13 protein-coding genes and 1 tRNA gene are annotated in these 14,324 nt (G+C 69.0%); 4 read left to right on the top strand and 10 right to left on the bottom strand.

Features of this window, described 5'->3' with window-relative positions:
* The first annotated feature begins 255 nt into the window (after positions 1-255).
* Complete coding sequence (locus tag ACQ859_RS09800; RefSeq protein WP_431266505.1) at positions 256-1,056, top strand: dioxygenase family protein; 801 nt, start codon at positions 256-258, stop codon at positions 1,054-1,056.
* Between the two features lie 75 nt (positions 1,057-1,131).
* On the opposite strand, the gene ACQ859_RS09795 is transcribed toward ACQ859_RS09800, so the two are convergent.
* The 8 genes from ACQ859_RS09795 to ACQ859_RS09760 all read right to left on the bottom strand — a co-directional run bounded on the left by ACQ859_RS09795 (position 1,132) and on the right by ACQ859_RS09760 (position 7,264).
* On the bottom strand, positions 1,132-2,049 hold the full coding sequence (locus tag ACQ859_RS09795; RefSeq protein ID WP_431265609.1) for an aspartyl/asparaginyl beta-hydroxylase domain-containing protein: 918 nt from the start codon (positions 2,047-2,049) through the stop codon (positions 1,132-1,134).
* Between the two features lie 30 nt (positions 2,050-2,079).
* Entirely contained in the window at positions 2,080-3,282 is a 1,203-nt protein-coding gene (locus ACQ859_RS09790; RefSeq protein ID WP_431265608.1) for an MFS transporter, read from the bottom strand.
* Positions 3,283-3,470: 188 nt separating this feature from the next.
* Positions 3,471-3,545, bottom strand: a tRNA-Gly gene (locus tag ACQ859_RS09785).
* Positions 3,546-3,593: 48 nt separating this feature from the next.
* On the bottom strand, positions 3,594-4,103 hold the full coding sequence (locus tag ACQ859_RS09780) for a hypothetical protein (protein ID WP_431265607.1): 510 nt from the start codon (positions 4,101-4,103) through the stop codon (positions 3,594-3,596).
* Between the two features lie 149 nt (positions 4,104-4,252).
* Positions 4,253-5,083 (bottom strand): 2,5-didehydrogluconate reductase DkgB, encoded by an 831-nt coding sequence (gene dkgB, locus ACQ859_RS09775; protein WP_431265606.1) that lies wholly within the window; start codon positions 5,081-5,083, stop codon positions 4,253-4,255.
* A 46-nt stretch (positions 5,084-5,129) separates the two neighbouring features.
* Entirely contained in the window at positions 5,130-6,338 is a 1,209-nt protein-coding gene (locus tag ACQ859_RS09770; protein WP_431265605.1) for an MFS transporter, read from the bottom strand.
* 157 nt (positions 6,339-6,495) lie between these two features.
* Positions 6,496-6,690 (bottom strand): hypothetical protein, encoded by a 195-nt coding sequence (locus ACQ859_RS09765; protein ID WP_431265604.1) that lies wholly within the window; start codon positions 6,688-6,690, stop codon positions 6,496-6,498.
* A gap of 64 nt (positions 6,691-6,754) precedes the next feature.
* On the bottom strand, positions 6,755-7,264 hold the full coding sequence (locus ACQ859_RS09760; RefSeq protein WP_431265603.1) for a type II toxin-antitoxin system RelE/ParE family toxin: 510 nt from the start codon (positions 7,262-7,264) through the stop codon (positions 6,755-6,757).
* Between the two features lie 26 nt (positions 7,265-7,290).
* Between ACQ859_RS09760 and ACQ859_RS09755 the strand changes: the two genes are divergently transcribed.
* Positions 7,291-8,187 carry a LysR substrate-binding domain-containing protein gene (locus ACQ859_RS09755; RefSeq protein WP_431265602.1) on the top strand — a complete coding sequence of 299 codons (897 nt, stop codon included), beginning with the start codon at positions 7,291-7,293 and terminating at the stop codon, positions 8,185-8,187.
* Between the two features lie 70 nt (positions 8,188-8,257).
* Here the strand turns inward: ACQ859_RS09755 and ACQ859_RS09750 are convergent, their stop codons facing one another.
* Positions 8,258-9,736 (bottom strand): NAD-dependent succinate-semialdehyde dehydrogenase, encoded by a 1,479-nt coding sequence (locus tag ACQ859_RS09750; RefSeq protein WP_431266504.1) that lies wholly within the window; start codon positions 9,734-9,736, stop codon positions 8,258-8,260.
* 271 nt (positions 9,737-10,007) lie between these two features.
* Between ACQ859_RS09750 and alaS the strand changes: the two genes are divergently transcribed.
* Together alaS and ACQ859_RS09740 are read left to right on the top strand one after the other, a co-directional pair.
* Positions 10,008-12,641 carry an alanine--tRNA ligase gene (alaS, locus tag ACQ859_RS09745; protein WP_431265601.1) on the top strand — a complete coding sequence of 878 codons (2,634 nt, stop codon included), beginning with the start codon at positions 10,008-10,010 and terminating at the stop codon, positions 12,639-12,641.
* Positions 12,642-12,786: 145 nt separating this feature from the next.
* Positions 12,787-13,539, top strand: coding sequence for a UPF0149 family protein (locus tag ACQ859_RS09740; protein ID WP_431265600.1), 753 nt, complete (start codon positions 12,787-12,789; stop codon positions 13,537-13,539).
* Between the two features lie 117 nt (positions 13,540-13,656).
* On the opposite strand, the gene ACQ859_RS09735 is transcribed toward ACQ859_RS09740, so the two are convergent.
* The gene (locus ACQ859_RS09735) at positions 13,657-14,142 is read right to left on the bottom strand and encodes an SET domain-containing protein (RefSeq protein WP_431258746.1); all 486 of its coding nucleotides are present in this window, start codon (positions 14,140-14,142) and stop codon (positions 13,657-13,659) included.
* Between the last annotated feature and the right edge of the window lie 182 nt (positions 14,143-14,324).

The following is a 14,324-nucleotide window of genomic DNA, read 5'->3' as shown; positions in this document are numbered from 1 at the left end:
GCGGCGGCCCGTGGTGGAACCGGAAGCCGGTCGGGCCGCTGGCGCTCCGGCGGGGGCACCGTTGGGTGTGCCGGCGGGGGTGGCGGACGGAGAAGACGGGTGCGCGCTCATGCGCGGACTGTAGCGAACCGCATGCCCGCGCGCTGGCACGGGGGTGCGGCCATGCAATCGGCTTGAACAGTCCGTGCAACCGGTTTTGACGATGCGGCGGGCTCACGGGCGTTCAATGGACGTCATGAACACCCACTTCCCTCCCTGTTCGTCTCGCATGGCTCGCCGATGATCGCGCTGGAGCCGGGCGAGGCCGGTGCCTTCATGCAACGCCTCGGCCGGACGCTGGACGCCCACTGGGGCCGCCCGAAGGCGGTGCTGGCGATCTCCGCCCACACGACCGCGCGCGAGGCGGTCCTGCTCGGCACCGACCGCCATGAGGCGGTGTACGACTTCGGCGGCTTCCCGCCGGCGCTGTACCAACTGCGCTACGACGCCCCGGGTGACCGCGCGCTGACCGCACAGATCGGCGAGACGCTCGCCCTGCCCGTCTTCGACCACAGCGGCCTGGACCATGGCATCTGGACGTCGCTGCGATTCCTCTATCCCGACGCCGACGTGCCGGTCATCCCGCTGACGCTGACGGCGCACGCCTCGCCGGCGCAACTGATCGAACTCGGCGAGAAGCTACAGGCGCTGTCGCGCGAAGGCGTGCTGATCCTGGGCACGGGCAGCATCACGCACAACCTGCGCCTGCTGATGCGCGCGACGTCGGAAGGCGCGCCCGAGATGGCCGAATCGGCGGCCTTCCGGACCTGGTTCGCGGAGCGTTCCGCTGCCCGGGATTGGGAGGCGCTCGCGGCCTACCGGACGCAGGCGCCAAGCGCCGCGCTGATGCATCCGACGGATGAGCACCTGCTGCCCTGGTACGTCGCCGCGGGCGCGGGCGGTCGTGACGATGCGCCGATCCGCATCCACGACGGCGTCACCTTCGGCGCATTGGGGATGGACGCCTACGCGTTCGGTCCGCAGGCGCAGCGCCTGTCGCAGGCGCTGGCTGGCTGAACGAGCCGAGGCCCTCAGGGCCTCGGTGGCGTCGCGGCGGTGGGAACGGCCGCGACGGTCAGGGCGGTGGGACCGTCAGAGGAAGATCGCGGCCAGGATGCCGAGGATCAGCGCCCACTTGACGACGTAGTAGCCGGTGCGGGACTTCGCCTTGAACGCCTTGAAGAACAGGCGCACCTTGTAGGCGTGATAGAAGAACTTGTTGAGGCCGCCGATGGGCTCGCTCTCCAGGTTCTGCGTCGCGGCGGAGGTCATCACCAGCTTGCCGAACGCACGGTTCAGCCAGCGGATCGGCGCGAAGTGGACGGGACGCTCCACGTCGCAGAACAGGATCACGCGCTGGTGCGTGGTCGTGTTCTCGGCGTAGTGGATGAAGGTCTCGTCGAACATCACGTCCTCGCCGTCCTTCCAGTGGTACTTCTCGCCGTCGACGTCGATGTAGCAGCCGGGGTCGTTGGGCGTGGTCAGGCCGAGGTGGTAGCGCAGCGAGCCCGCGTAGGGATCGCGGTGGCGCACCAGCTTCGCCCCCGGCGGCAGCGACGCGAACATCGCCGCCTTCACGCCCGGGATCTGCCGGAGCAGCTCGACGGTCTTCGGGCACAGCGCGTTCGCCGAGGCCATGTCCCGGTCGTACCACTTCAGGTAGAAGCGCTTCCAGCCGGTGCGGAAGAACGAGTTGAAGCCGATGTCGTTGTAGCCCGACGCGGCCTTGATGTAGCCCTCGTCGTTGAGCTTGAGGGCTTCCTCGCGGATCACCTGCCAGTTGTCGCGCAGCAGGCTGAGTTCGGGGAAGGCCGAGGTCTTCAGGTAGGGCGTGGCCGGAGCGCGCGAGAACAGGTACATCACCGCGTTGATCGGCGAGATCAGCACGGTGAAGTCGGTCAGCGCGCGGGCCAGCTTGAAGCGGACACGGCCGCGGAAGTGGGCATACAGCGCCGAGGCGATGAAGATCGCCAGCACCCAGTAACGCGTGGGCGGCAGCCAGTCGGCCATGTGCGGGACTCCAGCAAGAGAAGCCGGCGATTATCGGCGATCGAGCGCCAGCGACACCGCCCAGAAGATCAAGCCCCCGAACGCCAGGGCGACACCCACCCATCCGGTGGACGTCCAGCCGTGTCCGGCGGCGATCGCCAGCCCGCCCAGCCAGGGGCCGAGCGCATTCGCCGCGTTGAAGGCCGAGTGGTTCAGCGCCGCGGCCAGGGTCTGCGCCTCGCCCGCGACGTCCATCAGCCGGGTCTGCAGCACGGTGCCGAGGCCGCCGCCGCAACCGATCAGGAAGACCACCGGCAGCAGGGTCCACAGGCTGCCGGCGGCGAACGGGTACAGCGCGAGCGACGCGGCGCTCCACAGCAGCAGCCCGCCGATGGTGGGCATCAGCGCGCGGTCGGCGGCCCAGGCGGAGACCAGCGTCCCCGCAGTCATGCCGATGCCGAACACGCTCAGCACGACCGGCAGCATGCCGGGGCCGGTGCGGGTGACCTCGAGCAGCGTGGAGCCGAGGTAGGTGTAGACGGCGAACATGCCGCCGAAGCCGATCGTCGCGATGCCCAGCGTCAGCCAGACCTGGCGGCGGCCAAGCGCGCCGAGCTCGCGCATCGCGCTCGCGCCGGGCTGCACGCGGTCGCGCGGCGCGTGCATCGCGACCAGCGCGGCGGTCGTCAGCGCCAGCACCGTGACGACGCCGAAGCCCCAGCGCCAGCCGGCCCACTGCCCCAGCCAGTTGGCCAGCGGCACGCCGATGATGGTCGCGACGGTCAGCCCCAGCATCATGAGACTGACGGCCTGCGAGCGCCGCGCCGGCGCCACGAGCGAGGCGGCGACCAGCGCGCCCACGCCGAAGTAGGCGCCGTGCGGCAGGCCGCTCAGGAAGCGGAACAGCAGCATCGCGTGATAGCTGGGCGCGAGCGCGCTCAGGCCGTTGCCGACGGCGAAGGCCAGCATCAGCAGGATCAGCAGCGTGCGCCGCGGCACCTTGGCGCCGAGCACGGCCAGCAGCGGCGCGCCGACGACCACGCCCAGCGCGTAGGCGCTGATCACGTGACCCGCGGCCGGCGCGTCGATGCCGAGGTCGGGCGCGAAGAACGGGACCAGGCTCATCGCCGCGAACTCGGTCGTGCCGATCGCGAAACCGCCGATGGACAGGGCGAGCAACGCCCACCCGGTGTGTGCCGCAGGCGTCGGGTCGTCGGAGAGCTGGGGAGAGGCGATCGGAGAAGCGGCGGACATGTCGGACGGCTGAAAGCGAACGCTCAGTGAGCGTTCAGGAAACGTTCAGCATTGCAACACGGATCGGGGAGCCGCACGGGCGGAGGGGACTGGAGAGCGCCCTGGGAACAAGGCCGGAAACGGCGTTCCGAGGCGATGCAGAGGCTCGTCCGACAGACGTTTGGCCATCGCGAGCCGAGGTCGGCCACTGGAGCGGGCGAAGGGAGTCGAACCCTCGTCATTGGCTTGGGAAGCCAAGGTAATAGCCGTTATACGACGCCCGCGGAGGAGGCGGATTATGACCCAAGCCAGGCGCAGGCCGGCCGGTCCGATCAGCGGCCGCGCTGACCGATCAACTGAGCCAGCAGGCGCTGGAGTTCTGCCTCCGCCAGCGGGTTCAGGCCCAGGAAACGGCAGCCGATGTGGACCTGCTCGCCGGCCAGGAACGACCGGAAGCTGCGACGGATGCGCACCTCGAGGTCGGCCGCCAGCACGAGCTGATCGCCGACCATCACCCGTGCCTGCGGGACCTTCTGGCCGAGGAACAGGCCGCGGCCCTCCTCGACCGTGCCGCGCAGGCCGAGCCCGCCCAGCGAGACGTCGTCGACATTGAGACTGCGGGCGCGGCCCAGCAACATGAACTCGACTCGCACGGCCGGGCCGAGCGGCACGTCACGGCGCGGCATGCCGCGGCGCTCGTCGCCCTCATCGCCGGATTCTGGAGACGGTGCATCGACGGTGCCGACGGCAATGGCCGCGTCCTCGACGACGGCCGCCGAGGCACGGACGGCGTGCGGGTCAACGGCGGGTGACGGTTTCGGGCGGAAGCGCAGGCGGAACATCGAAAAGTGGGAAAGCACAGGCTCCCGGGTTGTATGCGCTCCGGGTGAACGGCTTCATGTCTGGCCGGTCATGGAGCGTGCACGATTTCACGCTCGCGAACATCCGCTTACAGCCCCTGCCCGCCCGCGCGGCGGACGCGGTCCCGCCTTCAATCCCAGGCGGGCGCGAAGTCCGGGTTGGCCAGCCGCTCACCGCGATCCAGCGTCGCGATGCGGGCCAGGTCATCGTCGCTCAGGCGCAGCGTCAGCGCTTCGAGGTTGGCGGCCTGGTTGGCCGGTTTCGTCGACGACGGGATCACCGCGAAGCCCCGTTGCAGCAGCCAGGCCAGCGAGACCTGTGCCGGCGTCGTGCCATGACGGGCGGCGATGTCGAGCAGCACGGGGTCGGTCATGACCTTGCCGTAGGCCAGCGGCATGTAAGCCGTCAGATGCAGGCCCAGCGCCTTCGCGACGTCGACCACCTGCCGGTTCTGCAGGAACGGATGGATCTCGACCTGGTTGGTCGCGATCTCGCCGACGCCAACGAGACCGATCGCCTCGCGCATCTGCGCGACAGTGAAGTTGGACAGGCCGATCGCCCGCGTCAGGCCCAGGCGTTTCGCTTCGATCAGCGCCTCGAGCGTCTCCTTCAGCGGCACCGCGTTGCCCGGCGACGGCCAGTGGATCAGCGTCAGGTCGACCGCGTCCATGCGCAGCTTCGCGAGGCTCTCGCGCAGGCTCGGGATGACCCGGTCGCCGGCCAGATGCTCGGTCCAGATCTTGGTCGTGACGAACAGCCCGGCGCGGGACACGCCGCTTTCGGCGATCGCCTGGCCGACCTCGGCCTCGTTGCCGTAGATCTGGGCGGTGTCGATGTGGCGGTAGCCGAGCGAGAGGCCGCTCTTCACGGCATCGATGACGGTCTGGCCCTTCAGGCGGAAGGTGCCGAGCCCCAGCGCGGGCATCGGGATGGAGGAGACGGGGGAGGTGGTGGCGGTCATGAGGAACTCCAGGAAGTGATCGGGTGGATGGCGGGAGCGGGCGCGATCAATGGCCCACGGCGATCGGCGCGGCGCCGGCGGCACGGGCCGGCAGCGGGAAGCGACGGTCGAGACGCCCCGCCAGCACGGTGAGTGCGAAGGCGCCGAGCACGACGATGGCGCCGATCCAGGGCGTATGGACCAGCCCCAGGTGCTCGACGATCAATCCGCCGCCCCACGCGCCGCCGGCGATGCCGACGTTGAAGGCGGCGATGTTCAGGCCCGAGGCGACATCGACGGCCTTGGGGGCGTGGGCTTCGGCCTGCTGGACGACATAGACCTGCAGGCCCGGCACGTTGCCGAACGCGAACGCGCCCCAGGCGAGCACGGTCAGCACGGCGGCGATCGGCGATTGCGCGGTGACGCTCAGCACGAACAGAACCGCCGCGAGCCCGAGGAAGATCAACTTCAGCGCGCCGATGGGGCCGCGCTTGTCCGCGAGCTTGCCGCCCCAGACGTTGCCGACCGCCACCGAGATGCCGTACACGAGCAGCACCAGGCTGACGCCGTTGGCGGAGATGCCGCTGATCTGCTGGAGGATGGGCGCGAGGTAGGTGAAGGCGATGAAGGAGCCGCCGTAGCCGACCGCCGTCATCGCGTAGACGAGCAGCAGACGCGGCTGGCGCAGCGGTTCCAGCTGATGCAGCAGGCTGGCCGGCGCGGGCTGGGCGAGCTTGCGCGGCACGAAGGCCAGGCTGGCGACGAAGGCGACCAGGCCCAGCGCGGCGACGGCGAGGAAGGTCGCGCGCCAGCCGAAGTGCTGGCCGACGAAGGTCCCCAGCGGCACGCCGGTGACCAGCGCGACGGTGAGTCCGGAGAACATCGTCGCGATGGCGCTGGCGGCCTTGTCACGCGGGACGAGGCTGGTGGCGATCGTCGAGCCGATGGAGAAGAAGACGCCGTGCGCCAGTCCGGTCAACACGCGGGCGACGACGAGCGCGCCGTAGCCGGGCGCGAGCCATGCGAGCAGGTTGCCCGCGGTGAACAGCAGCATCAGCGCGAGCAGCAGCTGCTTGCGCGGCCAGCGGCCGGAGAGCGCGGTGAGGACGGGCGCGCCGATGGCGACACCCAGCGCGTACAGCGAGACCAGCAGGCCCGCGGACGGCAGGCTGACGCCGAGGTCGGCGGCCATGGTCGGGATCAGGCCCACGATGACGAATTCCGTGGTCCCGATGGCGAAGGCGCTGACGGTCAGCGCCCACAAGGCGATCGGCATGATGAGGCTCCTGCGAAGCGGGGAAGTTGGAGGAACGGCCGCCAGTGTGCGCATCCACCGCTTGCAGATAAAGCCTCGATTGACCAAATGATTATTGAATCAAACGCAACTCAAACCAGCACATCCAATCCGCGCTCCCGGATCAGGTGAAGCATTTTCAGCTCGGCCCCCGGGGCCGCGCCAGCCCTTGTTGCCAGCGCAGCACCAGACGTGGCGGCGTGTTCAGCAACCGCGCGAAGGTGAAGTAATGAAGATTCGACTGCGCCACCAGTCGACGTATCTGCGACGGCGTCATCGGATCGGGCAGCGGACTGCAACCCCGCTCGAACTCGCGCCACTGTTCGTCGCTCATCAACCCATGCTCATGAAGGCGTCGCGACGACGCCAGAAGCTCTGCCAACAGACGTGATTTACGTTTACGCATCACAAGCAACCTCCGAGATATCTCCGCGCTCCACCGCTGCCTTCAAGCCCATCGCATCCTGAGCCAACCAATGCATCGCAGCGGCGCGGCACATGGCGATTTCGTTGGGGTCCAGGCCGGCCCGACGGTTCTTGGCATAGCCATGGACAAAGAACCAGGAGCCCGCGTGCCGGTGCGCGACGATGGCGCGATAGCCGCCGCGCTTGCCGGAGCCGGATCGTGCGATCCGCTTCTTCCTCAGTCCATGACCGAGATCTGCATCGATCAGACCTCGTTTCATTTCGCCCACAGCCCGGCACAGATCGACTTCTGTCCAGCACCTGCTTGCGCATCCAACGACGAAAACCTTCGACCACGAATACCGCCATGCCGAACTCCGCGCATTGCTGCCATGACGGTCAGTGCGAGATCTTGCGCTGTCGTGTGTCGTCCTGAAGTTGGCCCTCCCTTGGGGGATGAGCGACGGGAATTCGAGCGCCTTTGTCGGGCTCCTATCATTCACGCCAGCCTCGCCTGTCCATTGCGCCCATGAAAAGCTCCCTCGATGAACTCGCCGTCCTCGCTGCCATCGTCGATGCGGGGTCGATCAGCGCGGCGGCGGAGCATCTCGGCCAGACGGTCTCGGCCGTCAGCCGCTCGTTGAGCCGCCTCGAGCAGAAGCTGGGCACGACCTTGATGCGGCGGTCGACGAGACGCCTCGAACTCACCGAGGAGGGGCAGTTCTTCCTCGCCCGCGCCCGCAACGTGCTCGCCGCGGTCGAGGATGCCGAGGAACAGCTGGCGCTGCGCCGCGACCAGCCGGCCGGGCGGCTGCGCGTGAACGCGGCCTCACCGTTCATGCTCCACGTGCTGGTGCCGTTGATCGGCGGCTTCCGCGAGCGCTATCCGCAGATCGAGCTGGAACTCAACAGCAGCGACCAGATCATCGACCTGCTGGAGCAACGCACCGACGTCGCCTTGCGCATCGGCACGCTGGCCGATTCCTCGCTGCATGCGCGGCCGCTCGGCAGCTTCCGGCTGCGGGTGCTCGCGAGTCCCGCCTATCTCACCGCGCACGGCCGCCCGACGAAGGTCGAGGCGCTCGCGAACCACGCGCTGCTCGGGTTCACCGCGCCGGAAAGCCTCAACACCTGGCCCCTGCGCTGGTCCGGCGGTGAGGGGTATCCGATCAAGGCCGCGGTGAGCGCCTCGTCGGGCGAGACGCTGCGCCAGTTGGCGCTGGCCGGCCAGGGCGTCGTGGCGCTGTCGGACTTCATGACCGCGCGGGACCGCGCCGACGGGACGCTGGTGCAGGTCCTCGCGACGCACACGGTCGACACGCGCCAGCCGGTTCACGCGGTCTACTACCGCAACACCGCGCTGGCTTCACGCATCACCTGCTTCCTCGACTACCTCGCCGTCGAGATGGCGACGCTCACCGCCTGAGCGGTCCGGGCGTTCTTGCCATCCGGGCCAGCCGCGCCGCCCGGGTGCGGCGCGGGGCGTCACGCCGCGATCACTTGTTCACGTCGCCCACGCACAGGTACTTCGTCTCGACGTACTCGTCGATGCCCTGGTGGCCGCCCTCGCGCCCCAGGCCCGACTGCTTGACGCCGCCGAACGGCACCTCGGCCGTGGAGATCAGGCCGGTGTTGATGCCGACCATCCCGTACTCCAGGCCTTCCGACACGCGGGTGATGCGGCCGATGTCGCGGGCGTAGAAGTAGCTCGCCAGGCCGAACTCGGTGGCGTTGGCCAGCGCGACGCCATCGGCCTCCGTGTTGAAGCGGAACACCGGCGCCACCGGACCGAAGGTCTCCTCTCGCGCGCACAGCATGTCGGCGGTCGCCTCCGACAGCACCGTCGGCTGGAAGAAGCGGTCGTGCAGCCGCGCGCCGCCGACCAGCACCTTGGCGCCCTTCTCCACCGCGTCGGCGACATGGCGCTCGACCTTCTCGACCGCGGCGTCCTCGATCAGCGGCCCTTGCGTCACGCCGGGCTCGAAACCGTTGCCGACCTTCAGCGCGCCGACCTTCTCGGCCAGCTTCGCCACGAACGCGTCGTACACGCCCGCCTGCACGTAGAGCCGGTTCGCGCACACGCAGGTCTGCCCCGCGTTGCGGTACTTGCTGGCGATCGCGCCCTCGACGGCGCTGTCGATGTCGGCGTCGTCGAAGACCAGGAACGGCGCATTGCCGCCCAGCTCCAGCGACAGCTTCTTGATCGTCGGCGCGCACTGCGCCATCAGGATCCGGCCGACCTCCGTGGAGCCGGTGAACGACAGGTGCCGCACCACGTCGCTCTCGCACAGGACCTTGCCGATGGCGATCGACTGCTCGCCGTCGCCGGTGATCACGTTCAGCACGCCGGCCGGCATGCCGGCACGCTGCGCCAGCTCCGCCGCGGCCAGCGCGGTCAGCGGCGTCTGTTCGGCGGGCTTGATCACCACCGGGCATCCCGCCGCCAGCGCCGGCGCCACCTTGCGGGTGATCATCGCCAGCGGGAAGTTCCACGGCGTGATGGCCGCGCACACGCCCACCGGCTGCTTGATCACCATGTAGCGCTTGGTCGCGTCGGTCGTCGGAACGATCTCGCCGCGCACGCGCTTGGATTCTTCGGCGAACCACTCGACGAAGCTCGCGCCGTAGGCGATCTCGCCGCGCGCCTCGGCCAGCGGCTTGCCCTGCTCGGCCGTCAGGATGCGCGCCAGGTCGTCCGCATGCTGCGTCAGCAGGTGGTACCAGCGCACCAGGATCGAGGCGCGCTCCTTGGCCGTCTTCGCCCGCCAGGCCGGCCAGGCGGCGTTCGCGGCCGTCACGGCGGCGTCAGCCTCCGACGCGCCGAGGTTCGCCACGTGCGTCAGCAGCACGCCGGTCGCCGGATCCACCACGTCGAAGCGGCTCGCGCCGCCCACCCACTCGCCGTTGATCAGCGCGTCGGTCTTCAGCAGGCTCGGGTCCTTGAGCTGCGCCAGCGGGGAGGTCTTGGGGTCCATCGTCGCCATGTCGTTTCTCCGGGGAAGGCCGGCATCCTAGCGGCGGCACCGTGACCGCCATGTCAACACCGTGTCAACGGCCTCGGCTCCTATAATCGAAAGCTTCGCGAAATCAAGCGCCAGGCCCCGCCATTCCTGAAGGAAGAGCGGCAAACCGCGCACCCGCGAAGATACAAACTGAATCCAGAAACCGATTCGACCCACCGATTCATGTCGCAGCCCCGGCTGCGCCACACCCGACCCCGCCAGGCCCATCAAGCAAAGGACAGGCATGAAAGCCGCAGAGATCCGCCACACCTTCCTGAAGTTCTTCGAGTCCAAGGGCCACCAGATCGTCGCGTCCAGCCCGGTCGTGCCCGGCGACGACCCGACGCTGCTGTTCACCAACGCGGGCATGAACCAGTTCAAGGACGTGTTCCTGGGCTTCGACAAGCGCGCCTACTCGCGCGCCACCACGGCGCAGAAGTGCATCCGCGCCGGCGGCAAGCACAACGACCTGGACAACGTCGGCTACACGGCGCGCCACCACACCTTCTTCGAGATGCTGGGCAACTTCAGCTTCGGCGACTACTTCAAGAAGGACGCCATCGGCTTCGCCTGGGAACTGCTGACCGAGCACTTCAAACTGCCCGCCGAGAAGCTGTGGGTGACGGTGTACTCCGAGGACGACGAGGCCTACGAGATCTGGAACCATCAGGTCGGCGTGCCCGCCGAGCGCATCGTGCGCATCGGCGACAACAAGGGCGGCCGCTACATGTCCGACAACTTCTGGATGATGGGCGACACGGGTCCCTGCGGCCCCTGCACCGAGATCTTCTACGACCACGGTCCGGACGTGGCCGGCGGCCCTCCGGGCTCGCCCAACGAGGACGGCGACCGCTACATCGAGATCTGGAACAACGTCTTCATGCAGTTCAACCGGACTGAAGACGGCGTGATGCACAAGCTGCCCAAGCCCAGCGTCGACACCGGCATGGGCCTGGAGCGTCTGGCGGCCGTGCTGCAGCACGTGCACTCGAACTACGAGATCGACCTCTTCGTGAACCTGCTGGCCGCGGCCAAGCAGAGCGTGGACGCCGCAACGCCGGGCACCGGCGACTGCGACAAGGAATCCCCGTCGCTCAAGGTCATCGCCGACCACATCCGCGCCTGCTCGTTCACCGTCGTCGACGGCGTGATCCCGGGCAACGCCGGCCGCGGCTACGTGCTGCGCCGCATCGCCCGCCGCGCGATCCGCCACGGCTACAAGCTGGGCGCGCGCGCGCCCTTCTTCCACAAGCTCGTGGCCGCGCTGGCCAAGGAGATGGGCGAGGCCTATCCGGAACTGCGCCGCGATGAAGCGCGCGTCACCGAGGTGCTGAAGCAGGAAGAGGAACGCTTCTTCAAGACCATCGCCACCGGCATGGAACTGCTGGAGTCGGCCCTGGCCGGCGGCGCGACGCAGATCGACGGCGACACCGCCTTCAAGCTGCACGACACCTACGGCTTCCCGGTGGACCTGACCGCCGACGTCTGCCGCGAGCGCGGCGTGACCGTCGATGAGGCTGAATTCAACCGCCTGCTGGAAGAGCAGAAGAACCGCGGCCGTCAGGCCGGCAAGTTCAAGATGGCGCAGGGCCTGGCGTACGCCGGCGCCGCGACCACCTTCCACGGCTACGACCACCTCACGCGTGAAGACGCCAAGGTCGTCGCGCTGTACGTCGACGGCAGCGCGGTGCAGAGCGCCGACGCGGGCGACGACGTCGTGGTCGTGCTCGACCACACGCCGTTCTACGCGGAAAGCGGCGGCCAGGTCGGCGACGCCGGCGAGCTGCGCAACGCGACGACCCGCCTGGTCGTCGACGACACGCTGAAGATCCAGGCCGACGTGTTCGGCCACCACGCGCAGGTCGCCGAAGGCACGGTCAAGGTCGGCGACGTCTTCGTCGCCAAGGTCGACGCCGAGCGCCGCGCGAAGACCATCCGCAACCACAGCGCGACCCACCTGATGCACAAGGCGCTGCGCGAAGTGCTGGGCGCGCACGTCCAGCAGAAGGGCTCGCTGGTCAACGCCGAGCGCACGCGGTTCGACTTCGCGCACACCGCGCCGATGACGGCCGAGGAGATCCGCAAGGTCGAGGCCATCGTCAACGCCGAGATCCTGGCCAACGCCGACACGCAGGCCACCGTCATGGCGCTGGACGACGCGCAGAAGAGCGGCGCGATGATGCTGTTCGGCGAGAAGTACGGCGAGACCGTGCGCGTGCTGAGCATCGGCTCGTCCAAGGAACTCTGCGGCGGCACGCACGTGCGCCGCACCGGCGACATCGGCCTGTTCAAGATCGTCGCCGAGAGCGGCGTCGCGGCCGGCATCCGCCGTGTCGAGGCCGTCACCGGCGACAACGCGCTGCATTACCTGCAGTCGCTGGAGTCCACCGTGCAGGCCGTCGCCGGCACGCTCAAGGCCGCGCCCGCCGAACTGGAACCGCGCGTGCAGGCCGTGCTGGAACAGCTGCGCGCGCTGGAGAAGGAACTCACCGCCGCCAAGAGCAAGCTGGCCTCCGCGCAGGGCGACGAACTGATGGCTCAGGCCGTCGACGTCAAGGGACTGAAGGTGCTGGCCGCGACGCTGGTCGGCGCCGACGCCAAGACGCTGCGCGAGACCATGGACAAGCTCAAGGACAAGCTCAAGACTGCCGCCATCGTGCTGGCCGCCGTCGACGGCGACAAGGTCCAGCTGGCCGCTGGTGTCACCGCCGACAGCATCGGCAAGGTCAAGGCCGGCGAACTGGTCAACTTCGTCGCGCAGCAGGTCGGCGGCAAGGGCGGCGGCAAGCCGGACCTGGCCATGGCCGGCGGCACCGACGCCAAGGCCCTGCCCGCCGCACTGGCGAGCGTGCAGGCCTGGGTCGGCGAACGCGTCTGACACACAACCTGGACAGACTCCGGGGACCCGGCGGCAGCCGTGCTGTCGTCGGGCGGCGATCGAACCGCCCGCCTCGGAGTCCCGACGAACCACCTCTTCAAGGGCCCCGGTCGGGCCCTTGTCGTTTCAAGCAACTGGAGCAAACATGACTGACACCCCGATGGACGACGACTTCGGCGACGCGATCGACGTCGAGAACGCGCAGCGCCTCGGCGAGCTGCTGGCCGTGCTGGCCGGGCAGGCCGATCCGGATGCGCCGGCGATCACGCTGGACACGATGGACGGCTACCTGACCGCCCTGCGCGTCGGCCCCGCGGACGCCGCGCCCATCCAGGCGATGGACGCGCTGTTCGGCGAGGACTGGCCCGCCGGCCTCGACGAGCAGGGCCTGACCGATGCGTTCATGGAAGCGCTGCATGTGCGCTGGAACGAGATCGGCGACAGCCTGGAGCCGCAGCCGCTGCTCGAAGCCCCCGAGCAGATGCACCTGACGCCGCTGATCTCCGAGTTCGACGAGGAGACCAAGGCCGAGCTCGTCGCGCAGGGCTCGATCACCGCGGAGCTGCTGGAGCGCATGCCCGCGCCTGGCGCGATGTGGGCCCAGGGCTTCCTGCAGGCGGTCGACGACTCGAACGCGTGGACGCTGCCCGCCGGCGACGGCGCCGACGACCTGCAGGCGATGCTGGAAGCGATCGAGGCCGTGACCCTGGCCGAAGACTCGACGCCGCGCGCCGAGTACGTCCAGCGCGCCTACGAAGAGCCGGAAGGCATCGACCAGAACGCGCTGATCGACGACATGCTGTTCACCGTGCAGGACCTGCGCCTGTTCTGGATGCAGCAACGCGTGCTGAAGGAAGCGATCTCCGGTCTGACCTCGGATCCGGACACGACGCACTGATCCGCCCGTCCGGGCGATCGACGGCGGACGCGCACCGCCTCGCACAGACGCCGGCCTCGCGCCGGCGTTTCTCATTCAAGCCGTCGAATGCCAGCCGAAGCGCAGCGCCCTCGACTCTCAGAGCCGGCCCTTGCAGTTCGGCGCGCCGCAGCGGCAGCGCAGGCGGCCCTCGTGGTGGCTCTCGCCGTAGTCCGCGCAGATCTCCTCGCCGGGGTCGATGTCACGCATCGCGTAGAACTCGGCCCGGCCCTGGCGGATGCGCAACACCGCGTTCGGCGCGCAGCTGTGATTCACGTGGCGCAGCGCGCAATCGGACTTCGTCGCATCGATCGCGGTCTTGTCGGTCACCTCGACCACGTGGATCCGGCGTCGACCCTCGATGCGCCGACGGGCTTCGCGCACCGGGACGATCTCGCCGCGCATCTCGCCGATCTTGCGGCGCGCCGGGATCGACTCAGCGGCGAACACCCCGAGCCCGTCGATCGGACTCTTGTCCACCGCCAGCGCGAAGCGCTCGGCCGGCTGCGGCTCGCCCTTCGGGCGCGAGGGCGCGTCGGTGGGAGCCGGGGTGGCGACGGCAGCGACGGAACTCAGTCGAGGCATGAAGCGGCGCGCGGCATCGGCCGCGACGGAAAGGGGAAACGCACATTGTCGCGCCGTTGCCACTGGTGCGGCGGAGGACGCGCTTGACGCCTCCGACACGCCACCAAGACACTGGTCCGCATGTCCTTCGCGATCCGCCCTTCCTGCCTGGTCCAGATGTGCTGCATGCATCCGCTGCAGGC

It is taken from the genome of Roseateles chitinivorans (genome assembly GCF_050632235.1).
In the GTDB taxonomy this organism is placed as follows: domain Bacteria; phylum Pseudomonadota; class Gammaproteobacteria; order Burkholderiales; family Burkholderiaceae_C; genus Roseateles; species Roseateles chitinivorans_A.
This window is presented reverse-complemented; position numbering and strand designations above follow the sequence as displayed.